20 protein-coding genes are annotated in these 21,647 nt (G+C 59.5%); 10 read left to right on the forward strand and 10 right to left on the reverse strand.

The genetic code is table 11. The features are described 5' to 3' along the window. Window positions 1-419: 419 nt before the first annotated feature. The 3 genes from GTP69_RS20405 to GTP69_RS20415 form a co-directional block, all read right to left on the reverse strand. A complete protein-coding gene (locus tag GTP69_RS20405) occupies window positions 420-1,283 on the reverse strand; it encodes a hypothetical protein (protein ID WP_161056569.1) in 864 nt (287 codons plus the stop codon). A 175-nt stretch (window positions 1,284-1,458) separates the two neighbouring features. Next, complete coding sequence (locus GTP69_RS20410; RefSeq protein ID WP_161056570.1) at window positions 1,459-1,761, reverse strand: putative quinol monooxygenase; 303 nt, start codon at window positions 1,759-1,761, stop codon at window positions 1,459-1,461. Window positions 1,762-1,763: 2 nt separating this feature from the next. Continuing rightward, window positions 1,764-2,438, reverse strand: coding sequence for a type 1 glutamine amidotransferase domain-containing protein (locus GTP69_RS20415; protein ID WP_161056571.1), 675 nt, complete (start codon window positions 2,436-2,438; stop codon window positions 1,764-1,766). A 234-nt stretch (window positions 2,439-2,672) separates the two neighbouring features. Between GTP69_RS20415 and GTP69_RS20420 the strand changes: the two genes are divergently transcribed. Further along, window positions 2,673-3,827, forward strand: a complete 1,155-nt coding sequence (locus tag GTP69_RS20420) for a GAF domain-containing sensor histidine kinase (RefSeq protein WP_371868040.1) — start codon at window positions 2,673-2,675, stop codon at window positions 3,825-3,827. An 8-nt stretch (window positions 3,828-3,835) separates the two neighbouring features. After that, window positions 3,836-6,133, forward strand: coding sequence for a GAF domain-containing protein (locus GTP69_RS20425; RefSeq protein WP_161056573.1), 2,298 nt, complete (start codon window positions 3,836-3,838; stop codon window positions 6,131-6,133). Window positions 6,134-6,138: 5 nt separating this feature from the next. Here the strand turns inward: GTP69_RS20425 and GTP69_RS20430 are convergent, their stop codons facing one another. From GTP69_RS20430 to GTP69_RS20450, 5 genes are all read right to left on the reverse strand, one after another. Beyond that, on the reverse strand, window positions 6,139-7,239 hold the full coding sequence (locus GTP69_RS20430) for a dipeptidase (RefSeq protein ID WP_161056574.1): 1,101 nt from the start codon (window positions 7,237-7,239) through the stop codon (window positions 6,139-6,141). A 12-nt stretch (window positions 7,240-7,251) separates the two neighbouring features. Continuing rightward, the gene (locus GTP69_RS20435) at window positions 7,252-7,722 is read right to left on the reverse strand and encodes a DUF6644 family protein (protein WP_161056575.1); all 471 of its coding nucleotides are present in this window, start codon (window positions 7,720-7,722) and stop codon (window positions 7,252-7,254) included. A 9-nt stretch (window positions 7,723-7,731) separates the two neighbouring features. Next, a complete protein-coding gene (locus GTP69_RS20440; protein ID WP_161056576.1) occupies window positions 7,732-8,193 on the reverse strand; it encodes a DUF6644 family protein in 462 nt (153 codons plus the stop codon). Window positions 8,194-8,231: 38 nt separating this feature from the next. Next, on the reverse strand, window positions 8,232-10,859 hold the full coding sequence (locus GTP69_RS20445) for a TonB-dependent receptor plug domain-containing protein (RefSeq protein ID WP_161056577.1): 2,628 nt from the start codon (window positions 10,857-10,859) through the stop codon (window positions 8,232-8,234). A 121-nt stretch (window positions 10,860-10,980) separates the two neighbouring features. Further along, window positions 10,981-11,424 carry a DUF6152 family protein gene (locus GTP69_RS20450; RefSeq protein ID WP_161056578.1) on the reverse strand — a complete coding sequence of 148 codons (444 nt, stop codon included), beginning with the start codon at window positions 11,422-11,424 and terminating at the stop codon, window positions 10,981-10,983. A gap of 200 nt (window positions 11,425-11,624) precedes the next feature. Between GTP69_RS20450 and GTP69_RS20455 the strand changes: the two genes are divergently transcribed. The 3 genes from GTP69_RS20455 to GTP69_RS20465 are packed head-to-tail and all read left to right on the forward strand — an operon-like array spanning window position 11,625 to window position 14,115. Further along, complete coding sequence (locus tag GTP69_RS20455) at window positions 11,625-12,569, forward strand: hypothetical protein (protein ID WP_161056579.1); 945 nt, start codon at window positions 11,625-11,627, stop codon at window positions 12,567-12,569. Window positions 12,570-12,595: 26 nt separating this feature from the next. Beyond that, entirely contained in the window at window positions 12,596-13,510 is a 915-nt protein-coding gene (locus tag GTP69_RS20460) for a hypothetical protein (RefSeq protein WP_161056580.1), read from the forward strand. A 2-nt stretch (window positions 13,511-13,512) separates the two neighbouring features. Beyond that, on the forward strand, window positions 13,513-14,115 hold the full coding sequence (locus GTP69_RS20465) for a cytochrome c (protein ID WP_161056581.1): 603 nt from the start codon (window positions 13,513-13,515) through the stop codon (window positions 14,113-14,115). Window positions 14,116-14,323: 208 nt separating this feature from the next. Here GTP69_RS20465 and GTP69_RS20470 read toward each other — a convergent pair whose 3' ends face one another. Next, the gene (locus GTP69_RS20470; protein ID WP_161056582.1) at window positions 14,324-14,506 is read right to left on the reverse strand and encodes a hypothetical protein; all 183 of its coding nucleotides are present in this window, start codon (window positions 14,504-14,506) and stop codon (window positions 14,324-14,326) included. Between the two features lie 435 nt (window positions 14,507-14,941). On the opposite strand from GTP69_RS20470, the gene GTP69_RS20475 reads away from it, so the two are divergent. Genes GTP69_RS20475 through GTP69_RS20485 form a run of 3 tightly spaced genes read left to right on the forward strand, consistent with a single transcriptional unit; the run spans window position 14,942 to window position 17,190 of the window. Further along, a complete protein-coding gene (locus GTP69_RS20475; protein WP_161056583.1) occupies window positions 14,942-15,958 on the forward strand; it encodes a hypothetical protein in 1,017 nt (338 codons plus the stop codon). Next, window positions 15,951-16,304 (forward strand): hypothetical protein, encoded by a 354-nt coding sequence (locus GTP69_RS20480; protein WP_161056584.1) that lies wholly within the window; start codon window positions 15,951-15,953, stop codon window positions 16,302-16,304. The genes GTP69_RS20475 and GTP69_RS20480 overlap by 8 nt, the downstream gene beginning before the upstream one ends. Next, complete coding sequence (locus GTP69_RS20485; RefSeq protein ID WP_161056585.1) at window positions 16,294-17,190, forward strand: alpha/beta hydrolase family protein; 897 nt, start codon at window positions 16,294-16,296, stop codon at window positions 17,188-17,190. The genes GTP69_RS20480 and GTP69_RS20485 overlap by 11 nt, the downstream gene beginning before the upstream one ends. A 96-nt stretch (window positions 17,191-17,286) precedes the next feature. On the opposite strand, the gene GTP69_RS20490 is transcribed toward GTP69_RS20485, so the two are convergent. After that, window positions 17,287-17,673 (reverse strand): hypothetical protein, encoded by a 387-nt coding sequence (locus GTP69_RS20490; protein WP_161056586.1) that lies wholly within the window; start codon window positions 17,671-17,673, stop codon window positions 17,287-17,289. Between the two features lie 303 nt (window positions 17,674-17,976). On the opposite strand from GTP69_RS20490, the gene mutS reads away from it, so the two are divergent. Next, complete coding sequence (gene mutS, locus GTP69_RS20495) at window positions 17,977-20,658, forward strand: DNA mismatch repair protein MutS (RefSeq protein WP_161056587.1); 2,682 nt, start codon at window positions 17,977-17,979, stop codon at window positions 20,656-20,658. Next, the gene (locus GTP69_RS20500) at window positions 20,655-21,635 is read left to right on the forward strand and encodes a hypothetical protein (RefSeq protein ID WP_229261064.1); all 981 of its coding nucleotides are present in this window, start codon (window positions 20,655-20,657) and stop codon (window positions 21,633-21,635) included. Before mutS ends, GTP69_RS20500 begins: the two co-directional genes overlap by 4 nt. Window positions 21,636-21,647: the final 12 nt, after the last annotated feature.

Genomic DNA, 21,647 nt, shown 5'->3' on the forward strand with positions numbered 1-21,647 from the left:
TAATTCCCGATTTGTTGTGTGAGTCTTTGAGACTTCATGGGCGGGACCTTGAGGGGTAATCAAAGTCGGGTCACATGACAACACGCGGGAAAGATTTCACCAATGTCAGCGTGGACAAAATGCGTCACTTATCAGGCGCAAATGTAAAAACACCGCAGCATTAAGGCAATCTTAAGAATCGTGGGGAAGTAAAGTTTCTTAACGGCGATTTACCAGTTTTTTCACTAGTAAACTATTGAAAGACCAAATAAAGTCTGTTCATGCGGCAACGTGCCGGGCGGTGTACAGCGGCAGACTGTTGTCAGTCCGATAGTTTTGGGAACATCTTGTTACACTTGATACGAAACTCTCTTGGGAAGTTAGCATACTTTTCCTGCAACGAGCATGAAACTTGAATAAAGTTGGTTAGATACAACAGATTAATTGGGCAGCAGCCAGTGCACCGCATTGACCACGTAGCGGTGGATATCGGCCAGCGCGGCCGGATGGGTGTGCATGCCGTCGCCCGGCGCTTCGCTGACGAAGCCCGGACAGCCCTGTTGCGCGTCCCAGTTGTAATCGGCGAAATGGTGGAAGGTGCTGGCGGCAATCGCGCGGCCACGGCCGCCCTCGCCCTCGAAGGCCACGGCCAGGTTGAACATCTCGCCACTGACGATGCTGCGGCCCTGGGCGATGACGCGCGCGTCCTGCCCCGGCGGCGCGCTGACCGCGCCTTCATGCGGATGCGCCGGGAACCAGCGGATCGCGCCGGTTGGCGAGGCCGGATCGGCCATTACCGGATGTAGTGGCGCGCAAATGGTCACCGGCTGGTAGTCACCGTTGCGGCCGGAATGGTAATTCGGCCACAGGATAGCCGGCGTGCCGGTGTCGTCGTTGACGCGGCGGCGCGCATCCTGCTCCGGATTGTGCGTGTGGAAATGATGCGCGGCGCCGATATCGGCCAGGCCGCACACCGACGATCCCAGGTCCATGTGATCGCGCGCCACCAGCACGCCGCCGCCGCGCTGGCGGAAGCGTTCGATGGCCCGGCATTCCTCGGGGTGGAGGCCGTTGCCGACATCCACCGCCAGCAGCCACAGCACGTCGATATCGCTGCGATCCAGACCGGCCAGCACCGGATCGGGCTGGCCGCTGACTGCGCGGTCGCGCGCCAGCACCTCGAACAGCGGCGCACCGTCGGCGTCGCGCTGGTCGCGCAGCAGTTGCACTAGCAGCGAGAAGCGCTGGATCGACCAGTCTTCAACGGCCGTTTCAATAGTGGTCTGGATCAGGATTTTGCGCATGGGAGGTCAGGTAAATAATCAGGTTTCCACAAAAGTGGCAAGGTCACCAGATGCAAAGTCGGCAACAGGTTATGGAGAGCGTACCAGTTCTCCATTGGGAGCGCGATATCCTGATACGCCCCCAAATGGAGGATGGGAATCGTGGCGGTTTTGAGCGCCGGCCCGGAGCCTACAGCTAGATCCGCGCCTGCAGCACCTCGACCTTGCGCTCGGCCAGCAAAGCCAGCACGCGGCCCACCACCAGCGCCTGATAATGCGACGACTGCTTGTGGTCCTCCAGCGCCTGCGCATCGCGGTAATGCTCCAGCAACAGGAAGCTGCGTGGCTGCGCGGCGCTTTCGAACACTTCGTAGCCGAGACAGCCCGGTTCCGCCAGCGATAGTGGACGAAGCTCGTCTATGACAGCCCGCACCTGGTCATACGCGCCTTCGGCCGGCAGCCAACGGGCCACGATGGTGATTGGGGTAGTTGCGCTCATGCTCATTCTCCTTTCATTGCTTCAACGATGGCTTCTGCCAACGGGCCGGCCGAAGCCGGGTTCTGGCCGGTGAACAGGCGGCCGTCGATCACCACTTTCGGCTGCCAGACCGCAGTTTCCACATAGTCGGCGCCTTCGGCACGCAGCGCGTCTTCCAGCAGGAACGGCACGTCGGCCTGGGCGTAGCCGGCCTCCTCCGCGTTGGAGAACGAGGTCAGCTTGCGGTTTTCAATCAGGCGCGTGCCGTCGGACAGCGTCACGCCCAGGAATGCCGCCGGGCCGTGGCAGACGGCGGCGACGATCTTGCCGGCCTCCCAGGCACGCGCCACCACGCGCTTGACCTCGGGGTCGACGGCGATGTCCACCATCGGTCCCAGTCCGCCTGGGAAGAACACGGCGTCGTAGTCGAGCACATCGACTTCGGACAGTTTGCGGCTGCGGCCCATGCGGCGGATCGCCGCGCTATCGCGGAAGGCCGCCTGGACCGGATCGGCGCCGTCGTAGCCATCTTCCGGTGGCGTGCCGCCCAGCGGCGACGCGTATTCGATGGCGATGCCGGCCTGGTCAAATACGTCGTAAGGATGCGCCACCTCGGCGAAGAAGTACCCGGTAGGACGATGCTGGGGGCCGATTTCAGGGGTGTTGGTCAGGACAAACAAGACATGTTTAACGCTCATGATATTCTCCAAAAAGTGTGGTCAGGCGAAGCGCCCGGTTCAGAACTGCTCTGACGTCACTTTAGAGCGGCAAGCAACACTGAAGAAGGCGTGTTGTTATCCTATGACTACCAGTCACTGGCATGGCCTTTGGCCGGCGTGGCGCGCGGTTGAGCTACCTAAAGGGTGATACCATGTCACCTCATGACCTCCCGCTTACAGACAGATATCGCCTCCATTCAGAGCATAGGCTCAGTGCCGACCATTCTGAAAGCGGTCGCCGAACTCACCGGGCTAGGCTTCGTCTGCGTGGCCCGCGTCACGCAGGACAGCTGGCACTCATGCGCCGTGCTGGACCAGCTTGAATTCGGTCTCAACGTCGGCGACAGCCTCGACGTCACCACCACGATTTGCGAGGAAGTCCGCGACACCAACTCCGCAGTCATCATCGACCACGTGCGGGAGAGCGATAAATACCGCGACCACCACACGCCGCGGATATATGGCTTCCAAAGCTATTTCTCGATTCCTTTGTATCGGCCCGATGGCGAATATTTCGGCACCTTGTGCGGCCTCGATCCCAAGCCGGCGGCGCTGACCACGCCGTCGATTCAGAACACCCTGATGCTGTTTGCCGAACTCATTTCGCGTCAATTGGTCAACGAGGTCCGATTCAACGCCTCCGAGCTGGCGCTGAGCGACGCGCTGGAAACCTCGCAGCTGCGCGAACAATTCATCGCAGTTCTGGGGCATGACCTGCGCACGCCGCTCGGCGCGCTGCTGAACGGCACCGAATTGTTGCGCCACCACGCGACACCCGCCGCCGTTCCGGTGCTGAACCGCATGCGCCGCAGTATTGAACGCATCGCCGGCCTGATCGACGATGTGCTGGACTTCACCCGTGGCCGCATGGGCGGCGGCATCTCGCTCAATATGCGGCACGAGAAAGCCCTGCATCTGACTTTGGCACAGGTAGTGGAAGAACTGCGGGCCGCGCATGCGGATCGGCAAATCGTCGCCGTGCTGCCCGAGGATCTTTCGCTGCTATGCGATGCGGCGCGCATGGGACAGCTGCTGTCCAACTTGCTGAAAAATGCCCTGGTCCACGGCAGCCAGTCGGAACCGGTGCACGTCCGGGCCAGCCAGGTCAACGGCATCTTTGAACTCGCGGTATCGAACCAGGGCAGCCCGATCAGCAGGGAAGTCGTGGCGAAATTGTTCAAGCCGTTTTGGCGGGCACAGGGCCAAAGCCCGAGCGAAGGCCTGGGTCTGGGGCTGTTCATCGTCTCCGAAATCGCCAAGTCCCACGGCGGCACGCTAGATGTCGTTTCGTCCGACACCACCACATCGTTCATCTATCGCTACCGGACTGCATCGTTTGTCGAGCGACGCATCCTCGCGCGGGAGTGATGCACCCCATGGAGAATGAAGTGGCTCAAACTTTACATGCAGCGGTTGACCTTCCCTGGAGCGCCGACCAGGTGATTCACACCCACTTGCTTCAGCAGCGGCCGTCGAAAGCCCCCAACCATCAGGCGGAAAACGCTGCCATGATGGAGTTGATGGGCGAACTGGCCAACGATCCCGAGTCAGTGGCGCAGCGCCTGGTAGAAGTCGCACTGCGATTGACGGCTGCCGGGTCGGCCGGACTGAGTCTTGCCGAGACGGAAGACGGCAAGGAAATCTTCCGGTGGATCGCCACCGCTGGCGAATATGCTCGTTATCTCCACGGCACCATGCCGCGCGACTTCAGCCCTTGCGGCGAGGTCCTGCGCAGAGGCGAGCCGCTGCTGATGCGCGACGTGGTCCGCGCCTATCCCTACACCGCCAGCTTGCACGCGCCACCGACAGAGGTATTGCTGGTGCCATTTGCCAACAATGGCAAGCTGGTCGGCACCGTCTGGATCGTCGCGCACAGTCAGGATCACACCTTCGACAAGGAAGACTTGCGGGTGGTCGCCAGCCTGGCGGTGTTCGCGTCGGCCGTGTCCGCCACCGTGAGCGTAGTCCGTAATCTTGCTGCCCGTGAGTCGGAGCGGGACCAGAATGCCCAGGCCATTTCGCGCGAACTGCAGGACACCCGTTTATTGCGGGACGTCGCCTCGCGTCTGATCGGCACGGAAGGCAGCGACGCGTTGTTCGGCGAGATTCTTGATGCTGCGATCAATATTACGCAGGCCGATGCCGGCACGATTCAATTGCTCAACAAGGATAGCAATACCCTGACCTTTCTCGCCGCGCGCGGTTTCGCTGCGGACATGTTGACGCATTTTGCGCGCGTGGATGCATCATCCGGCTCACCCTGCGGGATTGCCCTGTCCACAGGCAAGCGCGCCATGGTCGAATTCCGGCGCGACGCCCCCGATCCGGACGGTTCGATCAAATTACATGCAGACGCGGGTTTCAGTTCCGCCCAGTCCACGCCGCTGATCAGCCGCACCGGCCAACCGATGGGCATGTTTTCCACGCACTGGCACGCACCTCGCGAACTGAGCGAGCGCGAACTCCGTTTCCTCGACCTGCTGGGCCGCCAGGCGGCCGATCTGATCGAACGGATCGAGGTGCAGGAAGCGCTGCGCAGTAGCGAAAAAGCGCTGCGCGAAGGCGCGCGCCGCAAGGATGAGTTTCTGGCGGTGCTGGCCCATGAGTTGCGCAATCCGCTGGCGCCGATCCGGACCGGCACCGACCTGCTCAAGCGGGCCATGCATGAGCCCATCGTCGCCAAAGTGCAGCCCATGATGGAGCGCCAGACGACCCATATGGTGCGTCTCATCGACGACCTGCTGGACGTCTCGCGCATTACCTCCGGCAAGGTCGTGCTGCAACACGAGACCGTCACCTTGGGCAGCCTGGTGGAAACCGCCGTGGAAGCCAACCGCAGCGCACTGGCCGCAGCGGGTCTCGAATTGACGGTGCAGATCGATGATCCCCAACGACGGCTGTGCGTGGATGCCACCCGGATGTCGCAGGTGCTCTCGAATATTTTGCATAACGCGGTGAAATTCACGCCTGCCGACGGCAAGATCATCCTCAGCACGCGCCTGGAGCCTGGTCCAAGTCCATCCCAGGTTGAGCAAGTGATCGCGATCACGGACACCGGCGTCGGCATCGCTGCGGACACATTGCCCACTATCTTTGAACTGTTCACCCAAGTCCGCCCAGACAGCGCCCTGCGTCATGGCGGCATGGGCATCGGCCTGGCCCTGGCGCGAAGCCTGGTCAGCCTGCACGGCGGAACGCTCAGTGCCGAAAGTCAAGGCCCCGGAACCGGCAGCACCTTTGTCATTCGTATTCCAGCACCCGCATTGGCGAGCCTGGAAGCGCCTCAATCCGCGCCATCCGCAGCAGCAAAACTGGCAGGCTTGCGGGTGCTGGTTGTCGACGACAACAAGGACGCTGCGGACGCGTTGGGACACTTGTTGTCACACCATGGCAGTGACGTGCGCATCAGCTATCTTGCTGAACCTGCGATCGACTTGCTCGACGAGTTCAACCCCGCAATCGTTTTGCTGGACATCGGCTTGCCCTTTATGGACGGGTATGAAGCGTGCAAACGCATGCGCGCGATGAAGGGGACCGGGGTTCGCATCGTCGCCCTGACTGGCTGGGGGCAGGACAGCGATCGTCATCGGGCAGCCGAGGCGGGTTTCGATGCCCACTTGACCAAGCCGGTGGAGTTCGAGCGGCTAGCGGCTGTCGCGTTCCCCGGTGACTAAGTCGGTTAATGTGTCGTAGCCAGCTTTTGCGCCTCGCCCAGCACGCGCAGGAAATTTCCGCCCCATAGTTTTGCGATGTCGCGCTCGGAGTATCCGCGCCGCAGCAGTTCGATGGTGACGTTTTGCGCTTCACCCTCATTGTCCCAGCCTTGCACGCCTCCGCCGTGATTGAAGTCCGACGCGATGCCGACGTGATCGACACCGATTCTCTTGACGGCATAATCAATCGCATCCACCAGTTGCGCCACGGTCGCCGGACCTGCTTTCACGCCTTCCGGCGCCTTGCGCAGATAGTTGCTGAACGCGACTACCTGTACCACGCCGCCATTCTGCTTGATCAGGTCCAGTTCCTCGTCGCTTAGATTGCGCGGCGCATCCACGATGGCTTTGAGGCCGGAGTGCGTCGCCACCACCGGAGCCCTGGTCAGCGCCAGCACCTGCTTGAGCGCCGGCGTTGTCAGCTGAGAGACATCGATCAGGACGCCGAGCTGATTCAGGCGAGCCACGCCCTGCTTGCCCAGCTCCGTCAGACCGCCGCTCTGGTCCGGCGTATCGTTAAGAGCCTTGCTCGGACGGGATGAGTCGGACCACTGATTATTTCCCGCATGGGTGTAGCCCAACACGCGCACGCCGCGCTGGTACCAAGCGTCGAGTTGATTCACATCGGTGCCCAGCGGATAGGCATTCAACACGCTGATCAAGACCGCAAACTTGCCCTGCCCTGCAATCCGCCGCACGTCTTCCGGCGTGTACGCCAGCGCCGCCTTGTCCGGGTTGTCCTCGGCGAAGGACTTGATCAGCTGGTATTTCTTCTCTGCCTCTTCGCTCGCTTTGGCGTATCCGTCGGCAGTTCGTGGACCTTGGGGGACGAATACCGCCAGCGCCGCCCCCTTCAACTGACCGCGCAAGACTTTGGGAAGGTCGATCTGCGTGGGGCCGTCCGCCGCCGCGCCTGGGTAATCGAACGGCAGGTCGACGTGGCTGTCGATGGCAATAATCCGCTGGTGGATTTGCCGCGCTTGCTCGACCAGCGTGGCGTCTGCCGCGCCGGCATTGCCGGCACCAAGGATCAAGCCGGCTATCAGGCAGTACAGTGTTCTGTTCATTGAATGCATCCCTTAAAGTAAACCAATCAAGCGGCCCGCAATAATTGTTGCCAGCCACGTCAGCGCGATCAGCGCGGCAACCGGCCGTGCCGGCGCGGCATCCTGTTTGGCGCTGCGCAGCAGCCATATCTGCGCCACCGTAATCACGATGAGCAGCACCAGTTTTGTTTTGAATACCGGGTTCGCCCAGAATTTCAATACATCGGCGACAAACAACCAGAAGCCGCTGAGCAAGGCGACGCTCAATCCGGCCAGTAAATAGGGCTGCACGTTTTGGGCGATACTCGCCGCCGAACTGGCCCGCAGGCCAATACCAACCAGGCGCAAATCGAGTATCAGGGAGGTGCCGAATGCCAGCGCGATGCCAAGCAAATGGATGCTCATGACGGCGGCGAAAATCCAGGGATCGGCTTCATTGAAAGTATGGGCGACCGAAGTTTGCGCCAGCCATTCGATGACCGCTGGATGCGTGTGGACAGACATCGTAGTTCCTCAGATATAAAAAGCGATCAGGCGGCCGGCGATCAGCGTGCCTGTCCATAACAGCAGCGAGGAAGCCCCGGCGAACCTGGCTTGCCACGGCAGCACCGGCGCGCTGCTCCATTGCGCATGGCGCGAAAAGTTATAGTGCCAATAGCCGATGTTCAGCGCGGCCAGTATCAGCAGCAACAGCTTGGCTTGCAGCAGCGGGTTGACCCATATCCTGGCCGCCTGCGGCAAGAACAGGCCGATGCCGCTGGGGAAAACGAGCACGGCGCCGAGTATGGTGATCGGCAGGACTTGCTTTTGCAGCGTCGCCAGCCCGACCTCCGGAAACGCAAAGCCGAGCAAACGCAAATCCACGACCGCAATGCTGCCCGCAAGCAGCAAGACGCCAACCACATGGATCACATCGAGCGCGGTGAACAGATTCAGTGATTCACCGATGAGTTGGCTGACAGGCAGCGCCGCCAACTCGTCAAAAAAAACGCCAACAGGCATTGCATCGCTCCTTAGAACTTGTAATTCAATGTGGCGGCATACTGCGTGCCGATGTCGGCGCCCAGCGGTCCGCTGGTGTCGAAGGCATACAGATACTGGCCCTTGGACGCGTTGGTGCGCGAGATGTCCGGCACGCGTCGCGCACGTTCGTTGAACAGGTTGAAGGCGGATACCTTGGCGTCAAACCCATGCCCCAGATTCCAGCCCAGCGTCAGGTCGGTGGTCCAGAGTTTGCCGGCGTTCCATTCTCCGGTGGTCGGCAGACCGGCAGCGGCGTTGTCGGCGTTGGTCCAGAAGCGGCGCACTTTACCAATCCGGGTTTCAATTACATTGACGGAGAAGGCGCCGCTTTTGTAATTGACGTTGAGGATTTGCTTGTCACGCGGTGCGAGGTATAGCGTGTTCTGCTGGTTAGTCAGCGACAAGGTAGTGATGTTGGGCAGTACCTGCAGTTTCGCCGGGATGCCGGAAATCCGCGTGAACGCGCTGGTGTTGATATTCGCGGCGAAGTTCCACTTCAACACACCATCGCCCAGCCGGTGTTTGCCATCGACGGTCAAGTCCAGGCCGCGACTGCGGACGTCGCCGACATCGGTGAAGTAATGCGCCGTCAGCCCATTGCCTTGCTGCGGAATGGCCAGCCCGGCCGTTGTAAAGTAGTTTTGCAGGATCGCCAGCTGCGCAGGTGTCAGCAGCGCGCCGGTGGCGTCGCGGAATTGCCCGTCCGCATTGGTGCGATCCAGACCGACGGAGGCGGAGGTGCCGAGCGTGTGCTGCACTTCCGTCTGATAAAAGTCCACCGCGTAGTTGAACTGCGATGCGACGTCGCCGGTAATGCCGAGGGTGTAGCCCTTGGCTTTTTCCGGCGCCAGCGGAACCGCGCCCAGCGCCAGGCCAGCCGCCGAGTCCGGCCTCACCAGCGAGGAAATCAGGCCATTCGGACGGCCGGACGTATTGCTGAATGAGACGGTTTGCAGCGCCGGCGCGTGGAAGCCATTGCTGGCGGTACCGCGTAGTGCAAACGCCGGACTGAAGTCATAGCGCGTCGACAGCTTGCCGATCGCCCCGCTGCTGCCGAAATCCGAGTAATGCTCGCCGCGCAGGCCGCCGTCAAGGAACCATTCCTTGGTGATGTTGGCGCCCGCGCCGAGATAGCCGGAATAACTATGGCGTTTGGTATCGGACGCATCGCGTGGCAGATAACCGGGCAGCGATTGCGCACCGCCGCTGCCACTACCACCGTCGCCGGGAATCACACCCAGATAGGCGTTGGGCTCGCCCGGCTTGAGCTGGCTATGTTCCTGGGAATATTCGAGACCGGCAGACAGGTTCAGCGGCTTGGCAGTCCAACCGGTTTCCACACTGCGGGTCAGGTCCAGCGTGTTCGACCACAGGGAATAAGCGTTCTGGCCGATATAGAAATCGGTTTGCCCGGCAGAAGCCGGCAGCGCGTAGTTGGCGGAATCCACAGTATAGACATCGACCTTGTCCTTGCCGTAGTTGGTACTCAAGTCCCAATTCCAGCCGCCAAGCACGCCACGGATACCGGCCACCAGTTGCGCTTCACGGTCGGAGGTGGATTCCTGCGGCGTAAAGCCGTCTGGATAAAACCCGTACCAGCCGTTGGTCCGCGCCAGGGTACTGCTGTAGATGGAGAACGGGCTGCGGAAGTTTTGCGCCGAATACGCGCGGCGGTCGGCATACGTGCCGAAGCTGTAGACGGTGAGGTCGCGGCCCAGGTCGTACTCGCCATTGAAGCCGACGCTGGCGTTCCTGACGTCCAGCTTTTGCCCGCTGTTTTTCCACGGCGCATTGTCGCGCGTGGCTTCCTTGGGATTCGGCTTGGCTCCGGCAGGTAGTGTGTTGTTGGCGCCGAGCGTGGTGGACAGCGTGCCGTCGGCTTTGATCGCAGGGTAATACAAATAGTTCGGATTCAGGGGCGAACTGCGGATTGCCGGTTTCTGCTTGCTCAACTGTCCGAACAGACTGACGAAACCACCCTCGCCCAGTGCCAGGCCCTTGTCCACGGCGACGCCGCCGTTCTCGCCGCCCCCTTTGAACGTGGAGCCGCCTTTGACGACGACGCTGCCGCTTTGCGCGTTGTGTTTCAGTATCACGTTGACGGTGCCGGCAATCGCCGACGAACCGTACAAGGCTGATGCGCCGTCGCGTAGTACCTCGACGTGGTCAATCGCGCTGGTCGGTATCAAACCCAGGTCCACCGCAGCCGAGCCGGCGAAGCCGCCTTCATTGACCACTGCCGTGGTGTTGCGGCGCTTACCGTTGATCAGTACCAGCGTGTACGCCGGCGACAGATTGCGCTGTTGTACGCCGAGCACAATACTGCCCAAATCTGGTTGCGGCGATTGTCCAGGCAGATTGAAGGACGGCACCAGCGCAACCAGCGCGCCGAGCAGATTGTCCGAACCGCTGTTGGCCAAATCTTCCTGCGTGAGGACGTCGATCGGCGAGGCGCTATTCTCGACAGTGCGTCCACTCACGCGCGAACCGGTGACCACCACCACACTCCCGTCCGCGCCCGGATCGGCCGCCTGCGCGGGCGTGATCAGGGCCAGGGAAACCGCCAGAGCCAGGGCAGTTAAAGGAACGTTGTGGTGATCTTTTTGATTTGAACTCATCTCGGCGCTTTCATCATGTAGTGAACGAAAGCCCGATTTTCCACGCGGCACACACTGCTGTCGAAGAATAAAACCTCACACCGATATGCGGCCCGGCAGCGTAAGCTAATTACAATCTTAATCAGGCACCAGCCGGCTTCGGCGCATCGGCAGGCTTGCTGTCGCCGGGGCCGCCATCGCCATCGGTGCCGCCATTGATCACGCGGCCGTCGGGCAAGGTCACGACGCGGCCATCAATCAATCGCACGCCGGCCTTCTTGACCAGGTAGCCGTCCACGATCAGCGTATCGCCAACTTTCACGTCGCCCTTTTTGAAACCGCGACGCGACAACGCGCCCGGCCCCGCACCTTCCACTGCCCAGCTGTTGGTGACGCCCTTGCTGTCGACCACGTCGACGTGGAAATAACTGTGGGGGTTGGTCCATTCAATTTTGGTGAGCGTGCCTTTCAGGCGTATCGGTTTATTAGCATCGAACAGCGCTGCAAACGAGTGGTGGGCAGAGGCCAGCGGGCCAACTGCCAAAGCCGCCAGAACCAGCACGGCGCGGGGGAAAATTTTCTTCAAGGTGGATCTCCAATAGCTGACGAGGTGCGTGCAGCTTACCTGCAAATATCCCCCCGACCAAACGCGTACTTAAGATATGGATATGCAATAAGCTTATTGGACGGGGTGCGTGCTTGCTGGCAAATTACGCTTTCCTTAAATCACCTCCCCAAGAGAATCCAATGCCTCTTCGAATCAATCCGCTGCATATGGCGGTTGGCTTGGCTCTATCCGCGGCAGCCTTGTCGGCCTCTGCGCAATACCGCGATGAAGCCAAGCCCGATAGCATCACCACCAAGTCCGAAGCCATCTGGCTCGGCACTGATTATGCAGGCAAGCCCGTCAGCACGCCGCGTGATGCCAAAGGCAAACCGCTTCTGAATGGCTATTGGAAGCTGCTGCACGAAGCCAACAAGCCCGACGGAAATCTTGGGAAGGATTTGCCGAATTTCCAGTTGCCCTACACGGCAGCCGGCAAGGCTGCGCTGGCCGCCAACGCCAAGATTGTCGATCCGGAAGCGCGCTGCATCGTCACCGGCATCCCGCGCGCGTTGACGGCCGTGCTGCCATTTGAGATTCAGCATAACGGCGTGCGCTTCGCCAGCTTTCATCAACTGGGGTGGCATCGCCTGGCCTGGCTGGACGACCGCAAGCCAGCAGCAGATCCCGATCCACGTTACAGCGGCAACGGCATCGGCAAGTGGGACGGCGATACGCTGGTGATTCGTTCGCATGCATTCAAGGATAGCGCCGAAGGCCGGGTCTGGGCCGATGACAATGCCAATCCCATCAGCACTGACGCCGTGCTGGTTGAGCGTTGGACGCGTCCAGACTATCACCACCTGAATCTGGAATTCACCCTGACCGATGCCAAGTATTACAGCAAGCCGATCAAGTATTCGCGCAAGTTCGTACTGGCGCCGGAAGGCGAAGCGCTGAAGGAGTTTTCCTGCGAGTGGAACACCCACTGGGTCACCACGCAACTTGAGCCGGGACCGGGAAAAATCGGCGCCGACGGCAATCGCTATTTCGGACCGGACAAGCAAATCGTGCCGGACTGGCCCTTGGGCGCGGTGGACGACGACGGTCGCGGAACAGGCTACTGGCTGTATCGCAAAAACAAACCGAAACCATCGGATTTGCCACCCAAGCCGGAGGCCAAGTGAACAGAATCAATACGGAGATCAAGTGCATGAGCTTGGCGAAGAGTGTCTTGTTGTTGAGTGTGCTGGCGGCCTTGAGCGGCAGCGCGCTGGCGCAAAAAAAACCGGCAGCAACGCGTCCAGCGCAGGCCGAGAGCGGCGATGCGGAAACCGAAATGTTCCGGCCATTCATCTACAACGGCCCGCCGATCGCGACGCCGCGCCTGGCGGATGGCAAGCCGGATTTGAGCGGATTCTGGCAAGGTGCGCGTGAAAAAGGCGTGCCTGGCGGGAATCACGGAAAAGACCAGCCCGGCTTTATTTTGCCGCTGAGCGAAAAGGGCAAGCGCGCAATGATCTACTCGCAAAATCATACGCCGGACCCGGAAGCCGTCTGCATCAACGGCGGCATTCCGCGCCACAACAGCAGCGGCCTGCCGTTTGAAATCTTGCAGACCACCGACCGCTTCAGCACGCTCTATCACTACACCACGCACCGTTCGGCGACTGTCGGCCCCAAACGCGACTTGCCACCGAAAGACCATGTCACCAAGACGTATTTCGGCACCAACGTGGCTTACTGGGATGGCGATACGCTGGTGATTGAAACCACCGGCCTGCGCGATTCTTCATTTGAAAAAATCTGGCTGGATGAAAACGGCAATCCCACCAGCGATCAAACCACCGTGGTAGAACGCTGGTCGCGTCCGGACTACCACCACCTGCAACTGGAAGAGACTGTGACGGACCTGAAGTATTACCGCGAGCCGTTCAAATTCACCCGCAAGTGGAATTACGGCGGCGACGGACGCGGCGTAGGTGAATACTCCTGCAACGAGAACAATGTCGAACGCGAGCATATCGGACCGGGAGCCGGCGTGATCGGTCCGGACGGCGGTCGCGGCTTTGGCTATAACGCACCCTTGCCTAAAACCCCACCTGGTCCGGACGCCTACGATTTATGATCATGCACACACCCCATCTTCGACGCCTGATCGGGCTGGCAGCGTTGGCGCTGCTGGCGGCATGCAAACCGCAACCGGAAACGCCCGCGCCCACGAAAGCGGCATTTGTCAACGTGCCGCCCTATGCGGCGCAGATCACCTTGCAGGACCTGATGAATCAAATCGTCGATCCGGAAGCCGACGTAATCTGGAACGCCACCGGTTCCATCGCCACCAAGAAAGGCATCGTCGAGAATTACCCGAGAACGGATGCAGATTGGGAAGCGCAGCGCCGGGCCGTATTGCGTCTGCTGGAAGCCAGCAACTTGCTGTTGATACCTGATCGCAAAGTGGCCGATACACCGTTTGAATCGGCCGGCCCCGGTGTCTACAGTTCGGCTGAAGTCCAGCATCAAATCGACACGCGCCGCGCCGTCTTCAACAGCATGGCCCTGAACCTGCGCGGCGCGGCGCAAGAACTGCTCAAAGCCACGGACACGCGCAATGTGAAGACCTTATTGGAATTGGGCGATGCCCTGGACAAGGCATGTGAAAGTTGCCACAAAACGTTTTGGTACCCAGATGAAAAAGTCCCGTACCCGCCGTTGAAGCCACCTTCGCCGTAAGGCCTTTACGCATTGGTTCTGTGAAGTCTTCCATCTTCGCTTTGCATCAACTCGGTCTACATTACAGCGTAGGACGCTCCGCAGAATTCTCTTTGAACGCCAACGTTCCGGATATAATCCTCTTCGCTGGGGAGACCGACGTTATGGTTGCTGATGAGCAGATCCAAAGAGTGGTGAGCGACTACATCTTCGATCACGATGCGGCACTTTACAGCATCGATCTGGGCATTGATCGAAGCGTTGCAATATCGCCGTAGCTTTGGGTGGCCTGTGCAAGGCGAGCATAAATTTCGGCCTTGGTTTTTCCGGCGAAATCACCTTCATTTCGGGCTTGGGGTATCTCATTTTCCAGCTGCCGCTGGCACAACGCGTCAAATACTTTAGGCGTCATGCAGCCACTTAATCTTATCCTACATTGTTAGCGGCGGCCCTCGCAGCATTCGACTCTACCCCTCGCGCTTCGTCCGTTCTAGCCCGTCCAAGCTGCTGCAAAGCTAGCTCCCCGACGTTAGACTTCACTTTGTTTTCTTTACTACGACGAATGGCACTTGCTCGGTGCGCTAGAAGTCGGTTCCGAAGCCACGATAGCTCTCTGGCCGCCGGATGGCGCGACCGGCATGTGAAATTGGAGTGAGCCAAACAACGGCAGGTCTCGGAATTATTTCCACCGACGAATGATGGTTGCAAACGTCCCGCATCATGTTGAGGATGCAGACAGCAAGGCTCGTCATTCCTAGTTGCAAGATATAATATAGAGCTTATAATGCGATTTTACTAATTTCATGTACTGCCGCGTCAGAAGTTCGCAGGCATACGAGGGCTCATCGTGACAATAACTCTGACCAATATCCAACGCATTGCCGAATTATTGAGATTTTCTACAAGTAAGCAGGTCGTGGAAAACTTTCTCCGTTCGAAGGACTTACCGACCTCATCCACTAGCTGGGACGATTTCATTGAAAGGCGCATCGTCGCACCGGTAGAAAACGAAGAAATTGGCGTTGAGGAGTTTGCGGAGCTACTCGCTTCAGTCGAGGAGTGCGGGAAGCAACACGTTTATCTGTATCAATGCGACGCCACCATAGCGCAACAATTGCTTGATGAGTCGAGGATAAAACGCGACGTACAACGCGCAGGACTGGATAACTTGCTCGGTGCCCCGCTCGCACTTGACACGCCCCCCACGCCTACGATAGTCGACGTCCGCTGGGAAATGGCGAAGGTGCCATTGAACCTGACTCTGAAGGAGGTCTACACGCATGAGGCCTACCGCCTGTTAGGGGCTCCAGTGATAGCGAACGACCAAATAACTAAGACTTGGCGTATCATTAGAACGCGAGCAGTGAACGTTGCAAAGCTGCATCGAGACGGTCTGCTAGAGATTAGAATTGACTCAGTTAGCGACGCGTCCTACCAAGTTCAGCGGGAGCGTTTTATACAAGCGCTTGGCGAAGTCATTCCCGTGCATAAATTTGGCCCAATTAATTTTGCAAAGGCGAAGGCCAAGCTCAGTACCGATAAGCAGGCACTTACCAAGATAATCCGGTTCGCCGATACTATTTTAAAAAATGAAAACGGCACTATATTTAAAGTATCAAGTGGATCAAGTGAGGATGACCTTGCAGAGGACGATGGCGCACTCGCAGGTGAGGACAGCTTCCTCAAACACAATGGTGCTTACGCAGAAGGGCAAAATTTTTCTTTCCGCGCGGTGCAGGGCTTACTTAGCAAAGAGATCAAGATACTTATGTCGGGCGATCCGAACGAGTATGGAGTGATTGCCCACTGTAGCGAAGACGATTACAACTATGTCCTCAGTGAACTTAGAAAACTTAATGTCTGAGTTCCCCGCTCAAAAGGGGGCGATAGCTGAACTAGTTTCCTATTTTGAAACAGCAGCTAAGGGTAGTGCTCGCCCCAAGCTTTATGACTTCAACCGAATCTCAGCGATTGCAAACTTGCCGCCAGACCGACATCTGGTGTTGTTACTGCATCGCCTTGTACAAAGCGGGCTTCTAGAGCAATTTATTCGTGTCGAATATAACTTCGCGGGAATTGGCGATTTCCCGACTATTGAAGACGTGCCGGATGAGATCTATGATGCGAGGTCGAATGCGACTGTAGTCATCACACCCGACAAACTGCGCTTGTACTACAGGCTGTACCCACGAGTAGCTCATGCAAGCTAAGCAGGTTGCTGAATCGCTCATTGCTGATTTGCGCGAAGTCAAAGAAGCACACCGCATGGATTACACGCGGCGAAAAATTGCGACCATTGAGGACGCTGATGAAAGAGCTCTTGCTACAGCAATTTTTTTAGCCACCCAACTCGCAGTAGGAATACCTGAAAAGCCACTACACTTAGTTATATTAATCCATGGAATCCGTACACGCGGTACCTGGCAAGATCGTGTTGCCTCATGGTTGAAAAAAAATGAGGGAGTGAAGCCTGTGATTGTTGGCTTCGATTATTTCGACATTTTCAGCTTTTGGTTCCCGCGCTTATTCCGTGAAGGCGCAATCGAGGAAGTTGAACGCAAAATTCGCGCCGCGCAGATGGATAATAAGGGCGCAATTATATCGGTGATTGCTCATAGTTTCGGTACCTATGTTTTATCCCAAATACTTTCCCGTCGTCCGGACCTTCAGCTTCACAGGGTGCTGCTATGCGGCGCCATCGTCTCAACGAAGTTCCCATGGGATAACTTAAGAAGCTACCCTACCGAAGGTGTATTGAATGATGTTGGCACTCGAGATGTCCTGCCTGCAGTAGCGCGTACCGTTAGCTGGGGCTATGGCAACAGCGGTACGTTCGGATTCCGCAGTCCAAAAGTAGAAGATCGCTATTTTAATTTTACGCATAGTGATTTCTTCACCGACGATCATATTCAGACCTATTGGGTTCCATATATCGTAGATGGCAAAATTGTAGAGTCTGCTTGGACAGTCGACCGACCAACACCGCCTTGGTGGCTTTCTGTTTTACATATTTTGCCGATGAAGTCCGTAATCATGCCCTCTATCATTTTAGGTATTGGATATGCAGCAATGAGCCTTTGGAAAATTTGCTCGTAGGCGATTAGTTCAGACTGCTGACAGCACTAAATCGTTTAGCGGGCGAGCGACTCGAGTCACTCTCTTAAGAGCTTGAGCTAAAGCCCTCCGCTCTTGTCATATGTGTGTAAAAAGTACATGCCAACCACGACGCTCTTCAGGTGCCCCCAAGATCGCTTCGGCGATTTCCTCAATGCAGCCGAACGAAGCTGGCAACGTGCGCAAAATTCGGTGCAGGTCGTGAGGCGACCAATGACTCACAGGCAACCGAGGGCGGATCTCCTGGTCCCTTGATTCGCTATACGGCTGAGATTTCCAGACCGTGGTTTGAATGACGTTCTGATCGATGCTGTCCGTCTTCTTCTGGATTAGGGAAAAGTGCCCCCGCCCGAAGGGCTCTTGCCGCTTGCGAATAAATTGCTTGGGGCCGCCGATTAAACGCACACGTTCATCAATCCCGTTTTCATTACGCGTATTTTCGTCTTGGACCTCGGTATCGGCCATCACCGGCCATCCATTCAGCAGTTACCTCGTCGCCCGTATGGCTACAATCTCAGCCCGCCCAAAAAAACTGGACATTCATAATTCCCACGTTGGCAGAGAATAGCTCTCATGAGCCTCATCGGTATTCTGGATCTCCTACTGTAACTACTCTTCGATACTCATTTAGATTGCCCCTGTTTACTTCAATGAGGAGGCAGCGCGATTTCACCAGTAGCGCGGCCGAAAGCGGTAGAATGACGGGTTACGCACGGGGGCGTTTGTGCTCCCGCAAAACCAGCCTTACCGCACTGCCGAAAAGAACCAATGACCACCGTCCCGAACGAAATCAACGCCGCCGCCGTCAAGAACAGTCCTACCGAAAAGCTCACGCCGATGATGCAGCAGTACATGGGCATCAAGAACCAGCATCCCGACATGCTGGTGTTTTATCGCATGGGCGATTTCTATGAACTGTTCCATGAAGACGCGGAAAAGGCGTCGCGCATTCTCGGCATTACGCTGACTGCGCGCGGTTCGTCGGGCGGCCAGCCGATCAAGATGTGCGGCGTGCCGTTCCACTCGCTGGAAGGCTATCTGGCCAAGCTGGTCAAGATCGGCGAATCGTGCGCCATCTGCGAACAGATCGGCGATCCGGCCACCAGCAAAGGCCCGGTCGAGCGCAAGGTGATGCGCGTGGTTACCCCAGGCACGCTGACCGATGCCGATCTGCTGCCGGAAAAATCGGAACGCCCGCTGCTGGCACTGTGCATCATCAGCCAGCGCAAGGTGGCAACCGCCGGCCTGGCGTGGCTGTCGCTGGCCAGCGGCGCGCTGCGCCTGATGGAGTTCTCGGGCGACGCGCATACGGTCAACACCCGCATCCAGCAGGAGCTGGAACGCATCGCCCCGGCCGAGCTGCTGCGCGGCGATAACGGCGAGCTGTTTGAAGAGTACACCGCCTGCCACGTCAACCGCGTACCCGAGTGGCACTTCGACGTCGTCAGCGGCCACAAGGCGCTGCTGGATCAACTGGCTGTCGCCACGCTGACCGGCTTCGGCGCCGATGGCCTGGGCGCAGCATTCGGCGCCGCCGGCGCGCTGCTGCGTTACGCGCAGTCGACGCAAGGCCGCGGCCTGCAACACGTGCGCACGCTGACCACCGAAACGGAAAATGAATTCATCGGCCTCGATGCCGCCACCCGCCGCAACCTGGAGCTGACCGAAACCATCCGTGGTCAGGAATCGCCGACACTGTTCTCGCTGCTGGACCACTGCCGCACGACCATGGGTTCGCGCCTGCTGCGCCACTGGCTGCACCACGCGCGCCGCGATCAGAACATGGCGCGCTCGCGTCACCAGGCCATCGCCGCGCTGGCGCAGGCCGACGCCACAGGTTCGCTGTCGCACACGCTGGCGCAGGTGCCGGATATCGAACGCATCACTACCCGCATCGCCCTGCTGTCGGCGCGTCCGCGCGACCTGGCCAGTTTGCGTGACGGCCTGATTCAGCTGCCGGCGCTGCGCCACGGCATGCAGCGCACGCTGACCGATACGCAAGGCCTGCTGGCCGCCATCCACGCCGACCTGGCCACGCCGGAGTCCTGCCTCGATCTGCTGCAACGCGCCGTGATGCCGGAACCGGCGGTGATGGTGCGCGACGGCGGCGTCATCGCGCGCGGCTTCGATGCGGAGCTGGACGAGCTGCGCGGCCTGTCGGAAAACGCCGGCCAGTACCTGGTCGACCTGGAGACGCGCGAACGCGCCCGCACCGGCATCACCAACCTGCGCGTGGAGTACAACAAGGTGCACGGCTTCTACATCGAAGTCACCAACGGCCAGGCCACCAAGGTGCCGGACGATTACCGCCGCCGCCAGACGCTGAAGAACTGTGAGCGTTACATCACGCCGGAGCTGAAGGCGTTTGAAGACAAGGCGCTGTCGGCGCAGGACCGCGCACTGGCGCGCGAGAAGATGCTGTACGACCAGCTGCTGGGCGACCTGGCGCCCTTCATCGGCGTGCTGCAAACCATCGCCCGAGCGCTGGCGCAGCTGGACACGCTGACCGCCCTCACCGACCACGCGCTGCGCCACAACTGGTGCGCACCGGAGCTGGTGGCCACGCCGTGCATCAACATCAAGGAAGGCCGCCATCCGGTGGTGGAGAACCAGATCGAACGCTTCATCGCCAACGATTGCCGCTTCGTCGACGAACGCCGCCTGCTGCTGATTACCGGTCCTAACATGGGCGGTAAATCGACCTTCATGCGCCAGGTGGCGCTGATTACGCTGCTGGCCTACATGGGCAGCTACGTGCCGGCGCAAAGTGCCGTGATCGGCCCGATCGACCGCATCTTCACCCGCATCGGCGCCACCGACGATCTGGCCGGCGGCCGTTCGACCTTCATGGTGGAGATGACCGAAGCCGCCGCGATTCTGAACGGCGCCACCGAGAACTCGCTGGTGCTGATGGATGAAATCGGCCGCGGCACCTCGACCTTCGACGGCCTGGCGCTGGCGTGGGCGATTGCGCGCCACCTGATCGAGACCAGCCGCAGTTTCTCGCTGTTCGCCACCCACTACTTCGAACTGACGCAGCTGCCGGACAGCCATCCAACCGCCAGCAACGTGCACCTGTCGGCGGTGGAGCACAAGGACACCATCGTGTTCCTGCACGCGGTGCAGGATGGCCCAGCCTCGCAGAGCTATGGTTTGCAAGTAGCGCAACTGGCCGGCGTGCCGCAGCCGGTGATCAAGGCCGCGCGCAAGCATCTGGCGCGACTGGAAGCACAGGCGCTGGACGCCACGCCGCAGCTGGACCTGTTTGCCGCGCCGTCGGTCGACGCCAATGACGAAGAAGTCGATGCGCCGGTCACGGCTGCCGCCAGCCCGGCGATGCGCGAACTGCTCGACGCGCTGGACGATCTGGACCCGGATGCGCTGACGCCGCGCGAAGCGCTGGATCGTCTGTACCAGCTGAAGCGCCTGACGGAGTCGGCGCAAGCATGACGCCGCGCATGCGCCGCCGCACGCTGCCAACCGCCTTGATGGCGCTGGCGGTGATGGCGGCGCATGTAACCTACGCCGCGCCGACATCGGCGCCGGCAGCGCCGCGCAACTTCGAATTCGGCGTCATCGGCCATCCCTTGCAGCACGGCCGCGACGAAGCGGCGCTCAAGCGCGCGATTGCCGAAGCGGCGCAAGCCAATCCGGCCTTCGTGGTCGCCACCGGCATCAAATCCATCACCGAGCCATGCAGCGACAAGCTGTACGCCCAGCGCCGCGACCTGCTGAACGAATCGTCGGCGCCGATGATCGTCTCGCTGGCCGGCAGCGACTGGAGCGCATGCCTCAATTCGGCCGGCCGCTCCAACGCCATCGAACGCCTGAACCGCCTGCGCGAAGTGTTTTATGTCGATGCCGAATCGCTCGGTGCGCGCCGCCTGCAGGTAACGCGCTTGTCGGCCACCGCCAAGTTCCGCAGCTATGCCGAGAACTCGCACTGGGAATACGGCAAGGTGCTATTCGCTACCATCAACCTGCCGGCCAATAACAACCACTATCGTCCAGAAGCGGGCCGCAACAGCGAGTTCGAAGACCGCCTGGTGGCCAACCGCGCGTGGCTGCATCGGCTGTTCACGCTGGCCGAACGCGAGAAGATGCATGGCCTGGTGCTGTTCTCGGATGGCGATGCCGGCGTCACGGCGGAAGAAGGTTTTTCGCTGCTGTCCAGTTTCCGGACCAAGCAGGATGGCTTTGCCGAAGCGCGCAAACAGATTCGCAGCATGGCGGAAAAATACAAGGGAACGGTATTGCTGATTGATGCCCAGCCGGTAGCTCCGGGGGCGCATCCTGAACCGGCCATTCAATGGCGCGGCAATGTGGGGCATGTGACCATGATTTTGGACTGGGCCGAAGTGCATGTAACGCCGGGCGCCGCCGCCCTGTTCTCCATCAAGGGCGGCGGCGCCGCGGCAAGCGACTAAGCTCTACAACCG

The organism is Duganella levis (assembly GCF_009857605.1).
GTDB classification, from domain to species: Bacteria; Pseudomonadota; Gammaproteobacteria; order Burkholderiales; family Burkholderiaceae_D; genus Rugamonas; species Rugamonas levis.